Origin of the sequence: Persicitalea sp. (genome assembly GCF_041751555.1) — a bacterium.
Classification (GTDB): domain Bacteria; phylum Bacteroidota; class Bacteroidia; order Cytophagales; family Spirosomataceae; genus Persicitalea.
In genome coordinates, this window is the sequence record NZ_JBGSXF010000247.1 from 1 (window position 1) to 13,031 (window position 13,031).

Annotated in this window: 7 protein-coding genes; 3 read left to right on the top strand and 4 right to left on the bottom strand. The window is 52.5% G+C overall.

Annotated elements, in window-relative coordinates:
• The 3 genes from ACEW8P_RS08825 to ACEW8P_RS08835 form a co-directional block, all read right to left on the bottom strand.
• Positions 1-2,460 (bottom strand): glucosidase (locus ACEW8P_RS08825; RefSeq protein WP_373512720.1); only part of this gene is annotated, 2,460 nt, incomplete at its 3' end.
• 63 nt (positions 2,461-2,523) lie between these two features.
• Positions 2,524-3,966, bottom strand: a complete 1,443-nt coding sequence (locus ACEW8P_RS08830; protein WP_373512721.1) for a carbon starvation protein A — start codon at positions 3,964-3,966, stop codon at positions 2,524-2,526.
• 71 nt (positions 3,967-4,037) lie between these two features.
• Positions 4,038-4,793, bottom strand: a complete 756-nt coding sequence (locus tag ACEW8P_RS08835; RefSeq protein WP_373512722.1) for a hypothetical protein — start codon at positions 4,791-4,793, stop codon at positions 4,038-4,040.
• A 281-nt stretch (positions 4,794-5,074) separates the two neighbouring features.
• Between ACEW8P_RS08835 and ACEW8P_RS08840 the strand changes: the two genes are divergently transcribed.
• The 3 genes from ACEW8P_RS08840 to ACEW8P_RS08850 all read left to right on the top strand — a co-directional run bounded on the left by ACEW8P_RS08840 (position 5,075) and on the right by ACEW8P_RS08850 (position 12,370).
• Positions 5,075-8,188, top strand: coding sequence for a SusC/RagA family TonB-linked outer membrane protein (locus ACEW8P_RS08840; protein WP_373512723.1), 3,114 nt, complete (start codon positions 5,075-5,077; stop codon positions 8,186-8,188).
• A gap of 109 nt (positions 8,189-8,297) precedes the next feature.
• Positions 8,298-9,707, top strand: coding sequence for a SusD/RagB family nutrient-binding outer membrane lipoprotein (locus tag ACEW8P_RS08845; protein ID WP_373512724.1), 1,410 nt, complete (start codon positions 8,298-8,300; stop codon positions 9,705-9,707).
• 227 nt (positions 9,708-9,934) lie between these two features.
• Positions 9,935-12,370 (top strand): ABC transporter permease, encoded by a 2,436-nt coding sequence (locus tag ACEW8P_RS08850; RefSeq protein ID WP_373512725.1) that lies wholly within the window; start codon positions 9,935-9,937, stop codon positions 12,368-12,370.
• Here the strand turns inward: ACEW8P_RS08850 and ACEW8P_RS08855 are convergent, their stop codons facing one another.
• The gene (locus tag ACEW8P_RS08855; protein ID WP_373512726.1) at positions 12,371-12,850 is read right to left on the bottom strand and encodes a Uma2 family endonuclease; all 480 of its coding nucleotides are present in this window, start codon (positions 12,848-12,850) and stop codon (positions 12,371-12,373) included.
• Positions 12,851-13,031: the final 181 nt, after the last annotated feature.

The following is a 13,031-nucleotide window of genomic DNA, read 5'->3' on the forward strand; positions in this document are numbered from 1 at the left end:
TAGCTTCTCGTTGTCGCCGTAGATGGGGCGGCGACCGTTTTCGTCGCGCAAAAACAGCGATTTTAGCCGTTGTGCCACTTCGTCGGCTGCCTGACTGATGGTGATGAACCGCTCCGTGCCGACGGGCATCTCGATCTTGAAGTTATCGCCGTAGTAGTCGTGGAACCGCCGCATCGACTGCACCAGCAGGTAGTTGACGGGCATCCAGACGGGGCCGCGCCAGTTGCTGTTGCCGCCAAACATATTCGTGGTACTTTCGGCGGGTGTGTACTTAACTGAAAATTGCTGCCCGTTCAGTTTGAAATCGAAGGGGTCTTTTTCATAAACTTTGGAAAGCGACCGAATGCCACGAGGCGACAGAAATTCGTCTTCATCCAGCATCCGCCGCAGCAGACATTTCATCCGGTGCCCTCGCAACAGGCTCAACAAGTGTGTGTTGCTTTCTCCATCCGCCCCCTCCCAACGGCTGACGAGCGCTTCCAGGTCGGGTCGCTCGCGCATTAGTTCGGCCATGTGAGCCATCATGCGGGGTAGTTCCTTCAGCCTGTCGTCGTCGATTACCTCCACGGCGGTCAGCGGCAGCAGTCCTACGAGCGACCGCAGCTTGAGCCGGGTCCAATTCCCGTCGCCCTGACGCAGCATATCGTAGTAAAATCCGTCCTTCTCGTCCCACAGCCCAACCTCGTTTTGGTTGGCCATGTTAGCCATCGCCCCGGCTATGTAGAAGAAATGTTCCCCAAACTTAATCGCCATATCCTCGTACACGGGGCGGTGTTCGCAGGCCAGTTCTATCGCCATCCGCATCATATTGAGCGCGTACATCGCCATCCAACTGGTGCCATCGGCCTGTTCAAGCGAACCGCCGCCGGGTATTGGCGCACTGCGGTCAAAGACGCCGATATTGTCCAATCCCAGGAACCCCCCCTCGAAGATATTGTTGCCCTCCTCATCCTTCCGATTCACCCACCAGGTGAAATTGAACATCAGCTTGTGAAACACCTGCTCCAGAAACTCGGTATCGGCCTTTCCGGTAGCCTCGCGGTCCATTTTGTAGATTTCCAGCGCGGCCATCGCGTGTACGGGCGGGTTTACGTCGCCAAAATTCCACTCGTAGGCGGGTAGTTGTCCGTTGGGGTGCATGTATCGCTCGCGTAACAGGAGCATGAGTTGCGTTTTGGCAAAATCGACATCGATCGCTGCCAGCGCAATGCAGTGAAAAGCCAGGTCCCAGGCCGCAAACCAGGGGTACTCCCACTTGTCGGGCATCGAGATGATGTCGGCAGCGCGAAGTTGATCCCAATGAGAATTCCGCCCGGAATAGCGTTTCTTGGGTGGTGCGGGTTCTCCATCATCGCCCGTAAGCCATTGGTTCACATTGTAGTAATAAAACTGTTTGCCCCAAAGCATCCCGGCCATAGCCTGGCGAAGTACCCTGGCCTCGTCTTCCGTTTTCTGGCTTGATTTCTTTTTGTAAAAATGATCGGCGGCTTTCCGTTGGGTAGTTATGATCTCCTCAAACCCATCGAAGGGCCCCGTTATCTCCTTGTCACTCAGCCTCAGCCGTACCGAAACACTCCCACCCGCTGGTACTATGAAAGTGTAGTGCAGGGCGACCTTCGTGCCGCTGGGATTGGGATTCACAGCGTCTTTATGTCCATTTACGACATAGGCGTCGATGCCGTCCTTGGTGAAGGGCATATCGTTGGACGATTGGTAAAGACGTTCATTATTGGTTTCATTTTCGGTAAAAAGTGTCTCGGCTTCTTCCTCGATATAGCAATGATAGTTGCCCAGTTCCTCGGATTCCAGTAGCAGTTCGTTCTTGTCAATGACTGACACATTGGGCCTGTGTTCCACATCTTGCCAGTCTGGCGTCCGGCGGAACCACAGCGTGGGCAGGATATGAATTGGCGCGTCGGCGTCGCCCCGGTTATGTACAGTATATTGGGCCAGGAGGTCGTTTTCACAGTTTTTGGCGTATTCGATGAATACATCGAAGTACTCGTTCTTTTCAAAAATTCCGGTATCCATTAGCTCAAACTCCGGTTCCATCCGGGAGCGTCGGGCATTCTCCTTGATTAACTGTGTGTAAGGAAAAGCCTGCTGCGGGTATTTGTACAGCATCTTCATGTAGCTGTGCGATGGGACATTGTCGAGGTAGTAGTATATTTCCTTGACGTCCTCACCGTGGTTACCCTCGTTATTAGTTAGGCCAAACAGCCGTTCTTTCAGGATGGGGTCGCGCTCGTTCCACAGGGCCAGCGCCAGGCAGAGGTGCTGTTTTCTGTCACTGATTCCCCCCAAGCCTTCCTCGCCCCAGCGGTAGGCTTTGCTCCGCGCCATATCGTGGGTGATGTAATCCCAGGCATCGCCCCCGGCGCTATAATCTTCCCGTACGGTGCCCCACTGTCTTTCACTAAGGTAGGGCCCCCACTCGCGCCACGGGAGCGGAGTTTTCATTTTTTTGGTTTCAGTCATGGTGATTTTTGGTGTGAATGTTTTGGGGGGAGGCACATCAGGTGACTATAAATCAACCAGGGAATGCCGTTCCTTCCGAAACCTTAATGCGACGAAAGAAGCCGTTGCGGCAATTGTGATCGCCGCACCGAGTCCGTAGGAAAGCTCGTGCGAAAGCTGGAACCCCTCGGGGGCAATGAAAATATAGGAACTACACACCATCGTCATGAATACCGCGGGCACCAGCGAGATCCAGTAGTTTTTATTCAGATTGGAAAGGTAAATCGTTATCGTCCAGAGTACTATGGTTGCCAAAGTCTGATTGCTCCAGGCGAAGTACCGCCAGATAATCCCGAAATCCATTTGTGTCAGCGCGAAGGCGACTACAAACAATGGAATGCTGATCCAAAACCTTTTCAGCAAATCTTTCTGACTTATCTTAAAGGAGTCGGCGATGATAAGTCGCGCCGACCGGAAAGCTGTATCACCCGAAGTGATAGGCGCGGCCACGATGCCCAACAGCGCCAGAATTCCGCCGACCGGGCCAAGCATATTGAGCGAAATCTCATTGGCCGCCCAAGCCGCGTTATTGTTATTGGCCAGCATGGCTTCGTTCAACCCGCCGACGGAGCCGAAAAACGTCATCGAAACGGCGGCCCAGATCAGGGCCACGACGCCTTCGGTAATCATCGTCCCCGAAAAAATCATCTTGCCCGACGTCTCGTTACCCATGCAGCGCGCCATGAGCGGCGATTGGGTGGAGTGAAAACCTGAAATCGCCCCGCAGGCGATGGTAACGAAGAGCATCGGAAACAGCGGCGTTTTTTCGGGATTGCTCGTCATGTTGCGAAGGGTACTTCCAGTGATTTCAGGTATGGCATGACCTCCTAAAAACATGGCGATGAGGAGCCCAACCGCCATGAGCAGCATCGCCACGCCAAAAATTGGATAAAGTTTGCTGATGAATTTGTCGATGGGCAGCAGCGTAGAAAGTAGGTAGTACACCAAAATAATGCTCACCCAACCCCACATGGACATGAAGCCGCCCGTCATGCCGTCGATGATTTTGGCGGGTCCGACTAGGAAAACCGTCCCGACGAAAATGAGCAGCAGCACCGTGAATACCCGCATGATCTGCTTCGCGCCGTGGCCCATATAAATCCCGACGACTTCGCTGATACTCTTGCCATCGTGCCGCAATGAGAGCATGCCCGAAAAATAGTCGTGTACCGCTCCGGCAAAAATACTGCCCAGTACGATCCATAGAAAGGCTGCCGGTCCGTACATAGCTCCCGCAATGGCTCCGAAAATCGGCCCGAGACCTGCGATGTTCAGGAATTGGATCAAAAAGACCTTCCAGTTGGGCAGTACCACGAAGTCCACGCCATCGGCCAGTCGATTGGCGGGAGTGGCGGCGTCTTTGTCGGCTCCGAAGACGCGCTCCATATAGCTACCGTAGATGTAGTAGCCTAAAATCAAAACGATTACCGAGAGGATGAAGGAGATCATAGGAATAATAAATTTGCTGATATGCCTACCAGCAAAGATAGCGACCGTAGCCATCTAATCAACTTTCCGCCTTACCACCGTCGCTGACGGCGACTCAGCCGGTTCAGACTACCTCCTACATTCATCTGGAAATAAAACTGGCTCAACCGATCCAGCGGGGCGTTGCGCAATTCGGTGTAATCTGAGTACCAATTGGTCATTCCGCCAAGTCGGTAGCCCAGCCGGAAGCTGGCCAAACTGCTCCATCCCACCTTCCGGCTCACAACGTCTGTCCCTACCCCTATATTCATATAATTCAGAAAATGGGACAGAGAAACAGCATTGCCGGGCTGGCGGAGGATGGCGTCGAAATCGGCGCTCTCTGTCGTACGGGTGAGCGTGACGGTGGTGAAATTCGCTCCAGCCGCGAGAAAAGGATAGACTCTCAGGCGCTCGTTGGGCTGATAGAGGGCATAGTTGGCATTGAGTTGTACATTAAGCGTCTTCCGGTCAGCGGCGGAGGTTTCGTTCGTCCGCGGGCCGTGGGGATTTACCGAGTGAGCTACTTCTAGCCCCAGTAGCACCCGCCTTATGCGGTATTGAACTCCTCCACCCCAAAACAATTGAAGCTGACCCAGTTCGGGATACCCTGAATTGCGCAAGCGCTCATTCAACCCCCGGGCGTTGGATTGCGTCACGGTTTGAGTGAAGTAGATTTCGATCCCTCGCATTCCGATACGGCTAGTGTCCTGTTCCGCAGGCTTCGCGGGATAAACGATCGGATTTTGCGATTGGGCGGCGGCACTCAGTCCGATCAACATGGCTAAAAAGCAGAATGATGTCTTCATTTTTTTATATTTTGAATGACGAAGAGAGAAGCACCAGTCGTTCTGGATACCCGCAAAGATGCACCAGGGTTTAATTTGGTTGTAAGGCTCAGCACGAAAATCTTCTTTGGCTATTTCGCGAGGATAAAAATTATAATAGAAAGTTAGGACATAAGCATACTGGACATCTATTTGGTCAGCCGTTCATCAAAAAGCGCTTCATTTTGGCCCTATTTTTAATCTTGTCTGTTACCTTTGAATAATCACAACTAATTTCTACCAAACCTGTAATTCTACAAACCATGAAAAAAAATGTACAAATCTGGCTGGCTACGTGGCTGCTCTTCGGGCTGCACACGGCAATGGCCCAACAAACGCAAGTAAGCGGCACCGTGACCGCCGAGAAGGACGGCGCGTCGGTGCCGGGGGTAAGCGTAGCCGTGAAAGGTACCACCCAAGGAACCCTAACCGACGCCGACGGAACGTTTAGCATCCGGGTCACTCCCAACGCGAAGCTGGTGTTTAGCTCTATTGGCTACACACCGAAAGAAGTTGCCGTAGGCAACCAAAGTACCATCAACGTTTCCCTGGCTGAAGACACTAAACTACTGAACGAAGTAGTTGTGACCGCTTTGGGGATCAGTCGGGATAAAAAAGCCCTTGGCTACTCGGCCCAGGGAGTGGATAGCGAAGAATTGGTTCAAAACCGCCAGACTAACCTCGTCAACGCCTTGCAGGGCAAGGTGGCGGGTGTCACCATCAATAGTACGGGCGGCGCACCCGGTCAGGGCGCTCGCATTTTGATTCGTGGAATCAACTCCATTGACGTGGGACGCGACAACCAGCCGCTGTTCGTGATCGACGGTATTCTGCTGGATAACAGTACTTCTACGACGGGTTCCGGTTCTGAACTCCGGGGCATGTCCAACCGCGCGGCGGATATCAATCCCGACGATGTCGAGAGCATCAATATCCTGAAAGGCGGCGCGGCTACGGCCCTGTACGGGCTGCGGGGAGCCAACGGCGTTGTAGTCATTACCACCAAATCGGGTAAAGCAGGTGCGCTGCGGGCTAATTTTAGCAGTACCTATGGCGTTGAAAACGTTAATAAGTTTCCCGAAACGCAGGACAAATACACCATTGGTTATCGGGGAGAGTACGACCCCAATAGCTTTTGGCCATCGTGGGGGCCGACCGTGGCTGACGCGAAGGCCATTGATCCTACGCACCCCGACCAGCTTTACAACCACTTCAAGGACGCTTACCAGCAGGGGCAGCAGTTTCAAAACAACCTCTCGTTTTCGGGCGGTACCGACAAAGTCACGTTCCTTTCTTCAATTTCGCACCTGCACCATGAGGGCGTCATTCCCTTTACCACTTTTAACAAAATTTCGGCGCGCCTGAATGCTCAGGTGAAGTTTAGCGAGAAATTCACGACCAGCACCAACCTGAACTTTATCAACTCAGGTGGCGACCGCTATAACGCCGACCGCTTCAACGAAAGCCTCAACTACTGGTCGCCGCGTTACGATGTGCGCGACTACATCAAGCCCGATGGCACGATGAAGACTTACGGCAACAACAACCCGATCTATGGCGCGTACACTAACAAATTACAAGACAACGTGAACCGTCTGATTGGCGGCGTCAATTTCAACTACGCACCGCTCACCTGGCTTACGTTCAACTACCGGGCCGGACTGGATACCTACTCCGACGATCGTCTGCGCACGGCTCCCGGTCCGCGTGGCTTTGCCGATGAAGACACCTACGAAGACAACGGCCTGGGCTTTGTCAACCAATACCACACTGCCTTCCGCTCCATCACCTCGACCTTCACGGCCAGCGGCACGGCGAACCTGGGCACCAATTTGAAAGGAACATTGCGAGTGGGACACGACCTGTACGATCGCAAGATCCGTAGCTTCGGAGCTGAGGGCAATGAACTGACCGTTTATAACTACTTCGATCTTCGCAACTCCCGGACCATTACGCCCACCCAAAGCGCACAGGACTACCGCCTAATGGGGATCTTCGGCGAACTGACGCTCGATTATAAGGACTTTCTTTTCCTGACTTTGACGGGTCGGAACGATATTACCTCCTCGCTGTTGGCCCCCAACAATTCATTCTTCTATCCGTCGGCAAGTGTAGGTTACGTTTTCTCACAGCAGTTTAACATGCCTACCTACGTTAGCCTGGGCAAGATACGGGCTTCGTATGCCAAGATCGGTAAAGATGCTTTGCCCTATTCTACAACCACAGGTTACGCGGCTTACAACAGCCTGCCAACGGGCGTTACGGGCTTCTCGCGCGGCTCACGGTTGGGCGATCCCACGCTTCGGCCCGAGTTTACGGAAACCTACGAAGGCGGATTGGAATTGGGCTTTTTTGGCAATCGCCTGGGTCTTGACTTTACCTACTACCATTCACTCAGTAAGGATCAGATTATTAACGTGAATGTATCTTCATCAACGGGCTACGCTACGGCGGCGGTCAACTCCGGTACCATGCGGAATCAGGGTGTGGAGCTGACATTGCGGGGTACCCCTATCAAGAAGAACGACTTTTCGTGGGATGCAAATCTTAATTTTTCGGCCAACCGGAACACCATCGTCTCCATTCGTGAGGGGCTGACGGAAATCAGTTTGGCCTCACAGTTTGGCTATGCAGGCTCATCGGTGACCCAGAAACTCATTCCCGGTGAGGCCTACGGCAATCTTTATGGTACCAGCTACCGACGTTACTACGCGAATAGCGCCGAAGAAGATCCAAGGCGGGTGGATACAAGCCGCCCGATCGTGATCGGTTCCAATGGATTTCCCGTTCGTAATACGGCCCAGAAACTCCTGGGCAATGCCCTGCCGCGCTGGGTTGGTGGTTTGAACAACACCTTCAAGTATCGCGACCTGTCGCTCTCGGTTTTATTCGACGCTCAGGTAGGTCAGGATCGTTACAATCAGCTTGATAACTTCTTCTCTGCCTTTGGCATAGCTAAATATACCGAAGATCGTAATGAAACCAGGGTGTTCGATGGCGTACTAGCCGACGGCTCGCCCAATACCAAGGCAGTATTTATAGGACAAGGTGTGGGACCCGACGGTGTAGATTACGGCAACGGCTACTACCGAAACGTGTATCGCGGCATTTCCGAAAACTTCATTCAGGATGCTTCCTGGGTGCGGCTGCGGTCGTTACGGCTGGCTTACGACCTGCCAGCGTCGATCCTGAAAAAAGGCCCGATCCGCAATGTTCAGCTGAGCGTAACGGGCAACAACCTCTGGCTATCCACCAAGTACCGCGGCTACGATCCCGAAACTAGTTCATTCAACAGCGGCAGCAACGTCACCGGCTTCACCGGCTTCGTCTATCCCGCTGTGCGTAGCTTTTTGTTCAGCCTGAACGTAGGGTTTTAATTAATGGATAATGGATAATGGATTTTGATTTGATACCATTGTTCACCAAAACAAGTTTTCACTTTGTGCCTCTGTGCCTTTGCCACTTTGTGCCTTTTTTACAAAAACAATGAAACGCATCATATTCACCCTAGCCCTCCTCACTACCTTCGGGATGAGCGGCTGCAAGGATTACTTCGATCTGAACGAGAATCCTAACCAGATTTCTAACCCGCCTTTACAGTCGCTGCTGGCGACGACGACGCAGAAAACGGGCCTCAACTCGCAACGGGTAGCGAACACGACTTCTTACTTCGTGCAGTACCTGGCCAATCCCGGCGCGGGTGGCTCCACCGATACCTACCAGGAAACGGACTATTCCGGCACCTGGGACGCCCTTTACTATGCAATGGCGGATTTGACAGACATGAAGCGATTGGCCGGGGAACAGTCTTCCAGCGAGTACGTGGGTGTGGCCAACGTCATGCTCGCCTACCACGTCGGTTTGGTCGGCGACACTTTCGGGGCCGGACCGTTCAAGGAAGCTTTTACGGGTGAGCCGCTCACGCCTAAATATGACTCGGAAGAGGAGATGTACAACTCGGCCCTCACTTTGCTCAATGAGGGAATTACCGAATTGGGCAAGACAGACTCCAAGATTAAACTTAGTGCTTCGGACGACCTGATTCACGGCGGTAAGCGCGAGGCCTGGCTGAAAACCGCCTACGCTTTGAAAGCGCGGATGCTCAACAAGGTTTCCAAGAAGGCCAGTTACGACCCCGCAGCAGTACTGGAGGCGGTGAGTAAGTCCTACACCTCCAATGCCGACGACGCCCAAATGAGCACCTTCCTGCTCCGAAATCCCTGGGCGCAGGTAGCCAGGAACAACGCCCTGCTGGTTCTCGACGGCTGGCTCTCGGCCCAACTCATCAACCACCTCAACGGTACTACTTACGGTCTGTTCGATCCCCGCATCGAGAAAATCACTGATAAAACCGTAACCGGCACCTACGTGGGTACCGTCAACGGCGCGGGCAACCCAACCGGGGCAGCCAACACAGTGAAGGACGAGAACTACATCTCGCTCAACTCCCCGCTGACGGGCGACAATTCGCCGCTCCTGATCGTGACCTACGCCGAGGTGAAGATGATCGAGGCCGAGGCAGCCCTGCGTGCAGGAAGTCGCGACCGGGCCTACGCAGCCTACCTGGAAGGAATCAAAGCCAATATGGCCAAGCTCGGTGTAGCCGCTGCTGCCCGCGATAAGTATATAGCCGATCCAATCGTATCGGTAGGGGCGGCCAAATTGACGCTGGCTGATATTTTCAAAGAGAAATACGTCATTACTTACCTCAATCCCGAGGCTTGGAACGACGCCCGCCGCTTCGACTATAAGTATAAAGGGTTCAAGCTACCCGTCAGCGCCGCGCTGCCAACTTTCATTCGTCGCGTCGCCTATCCATCCAACGAAGTCTCCGAAAACGGCATCAACGTCCCTGCCATTGGCCCGTTGTCCGATCCGCTGTTTTGGGATAAATGATATTTTAGTTGACAGTTGACAGTTGATTTTTTTGAATTAAGCTTTGCTGTAAGATTACAAAGCGTCCGATTCTGAACTCCAAGTGTTCGGAATCGGACGCTTTTTTGTTGTGGTTTTATTGATTGACAAGTAGTTGAATTTTTGGCATAAGTTTTTCCAGGTGTGAAAGAAGGCAAGGTGATTTTTCTTTCCTCCTTTCCTCCATCCTCCTTTCCTCCTTCCAAACCATGCTTCACAACTATCTGAAAATCGCTTACCGAAACCTCTTGCGCAGTAAGGCGTTCTCGGCCATCAACATCGTCGGTCTCTCTCTTGGACTGGCGACTTGTATGATTATCGGCCTCTTCGTTTTGGATGAGTTGAGTTTCGACCGCTTCCACGAAAAAGCCGACCGCATCGTGCGCGTGACCTTCCGCGCCAACATGGGCGGCAACAAGATCGAGGAGGCTAATGTCATGCCGCCCACTGCCAAAACCCTACAGCGCGACTACCCTGAAGTACTGGAAGCCACCCGATTGCGAACGGCAGGTGCTTTTATTATCGAAAAGGAAGCCGATATCTTCAAAGAGGAAGGCGTGGTCTTCGCCGACCCCAATTTCTTTCAGGTGTTCAGTTTTCCGTTGGTTTCGGGCAATTCTCAAACGGCCCTTGTAAAACCTAATACGCTGGTAATTTCTGAGAAAATGGCGCAAAAGTACTTTGGGAACGAAGACCCTATCGGTAAAGTACTTTCCGCAAAAAACTACCAGGAGGCGATGGAAGTCACGGGTGTCATGGCCGATATGCCCGCCAATTCTCATGTGCAATTCGATTTTCTAATCGCGATGGCGGGACGGGAAGACGCTCAATCTAATTCCTGGATGCAGTCGGAATTTTACACTTACCTCGTGCTGCCCGAAGACTATAACTACCTTCAGCTGCAAGCCAAACTACCCCAGATGGTGGAGAAGTACTTTGGGCCGGGCATTCACCAGGCATTCGGGATGAGTTTTTCTAAATTCAAGCAAGAAGGCAACGACCTCGGCCTATTCCTGCAACCGTTGACCGACATCCACTTGCGTTCCAATTTCGATTACGACATCGCCGCGTCGGGTGATATTCGCTACGTCTATATTTTCGGGGCTATTGCACTATTCATGCTGCTGATCGCCTGCATCAACTTCATGAATCTCAGTACTGCTGGGGCGTCGAAGCGGGCGCGGGAAGTGGGTATTCGTAAAGTGATGGGTTCAGTGAAAAGTACCCTGGTCGGTCAGTTTTTGTTAGAATCCATTATGCTGACTGCCATAGCGATGGTGTTGGCGGTAGTTATCGTAGTGCTGGCCCTGCCGTTTTTCAATGATTTAGCCGACAAGAATCTAGCACTTAGTTTTACCGCGATGCCGTGGCTGCTGCCGGGCCTGCTGCTGTTGGGCTTGGTAGTGGGAATTTTGGCGGGTAGCTACCCGGCTTTCTTCCTGTCTTCTTTCAAACCGATCACCGTGCTGAAAGGCGGGTCGAATCCGGGTAGATTCACCAGCGGGCGGCGTAGCATTGGATTGCGAGGTACTTTGGTCGTGGTGCAGTTTTGTATTTCAATCATTCTTATCGTCGGCACGACGGTAGTTTATCAACAACTGCAATTTATCCAAAACGCCAAACTAGGTTATGACAAGGAGCAGGTACTTGTTTTGCAGGAAACTTACCGCCTGGGCCAAAACGAACAATTGCTCAAAAAACAACTCCTGCAAGATTCGCGGGTCGTGGACGCGTCGGTTTCGGGCTACGTTCCAGCCGGGCCGTCTTTCAACAACAATTTCCTGGTTTATGGCGATGACAAGGCCAATGAATACATCAAAGGCATCCGCTACGTGGTGGACGAAAATTACATCCCCACGCTGGGCATGGAAATGGTCGCCGGACGGAATTTCTCGCCGGAGTTTGGCACCGATTCGTCGGCTATCATCATCAACGAAACGGCGGCAAAGCAAATGGAATGGGGCCAGGATGCGCTTGGCCACACGATTAGCAGCCCAAGTATCAATGGCGGAAAGCAGACCTTCCGGGTCATTGGCATTGTGAAAGATTTTCATTTCAAATCGTTGCACGAGCGCATCGGTCCGCTGATGCTGACCCTTGGCCCTAACAACGGCGCGATGCTGGTAAAGGTCAAAACCCGCGACATTCCCGCCCTGCTCGCTTCCGTAGAAAAGCAGTGGGACGCCCTGGCCGTGGACGCGCCCATCGCTTACTCTTTCCTGGAAGAAAACTTCAACGCCACTTACCGCGCCGAACAGAAAACGGGCCGCATCCTCGGCCTCTTCGCCGGGCTGACGATCTTCGTGGCTTGTCTGGGTCTCTTCGGCCTCGCTACCTTCACCGCTGAGCAGCGCACCAAGGAAATCGGCGTTCGCAAGGTACTGGGCGCATCGGTCAGCGGCATCGTTGCTTTGCTTTCCAAAGATTTTTTGAAACTGGTCGCGATTTCCATCGTCATCGCCAGCCCGATCGCCTGGTACGCCATGAATGCCTGGTTGCAGGATTTTGCCTACAAAATCGACATCGGTTGGTGGGTCTTCGCGCTGGCGGGTTTGCTGGCGGTAGGGATTGCGCTGTTTACTGTCTCGTTTCAGTCAATACGAGCGGCGCTGGCGAATCCGGTGGAGTCGTTGCGGTCGGAATAGTTACGATCTGCGTTTCTTGAAAATATGATCGTAAGGAATTTCCAAATTTGTGACGGGATCTTTGATGATTCCCCCAGAGAAGGTAATTCGTTCATCGTCCGGGGTGCGAATCGTGATAGTTTGTAGTAACGGAACTACGATCCATACCGACTGGACGCCCGCCGGAAAATACACGTTGTTGGTTTTTTCCGTAATGTCGCTCATGGCTTGCTTGGGCGACAGCACTTCGATAGCGGTTATAGGAGGTTGGGTGATGAAAATAATGTCGGTATCCCAGTCCTCGGGCAGATTTGGATAGATTGAAATGTCGGGTTTTACGGGTTTGCCGTCGAGTTTCATTTCCAACTCAGGAAAAATGTCATAATCGTCATCGTATCGTTCCAGGTAAGAACTAATCCGTTGGATGGTGCGCGAGTGATTTACTGACATTATATCCTCGGTTTGGTATTCCTCGATTAAGTCGTGAAAAACGGTTTCCATAGTGGTTTTTCTTTTTTTCAAATATAAACAAAATCAGCTTTGCTAACCAACTACCTAAAAATCGCCTGGCGCAACCTTCTCCGAAACACACTCTACTCCACCATTAACATCGGCGGTCTGGCACTGGGCCTGGCGGTGGCGATGCTCGTGGGTTTATGGATTTACGATGAGTTGACGTTCG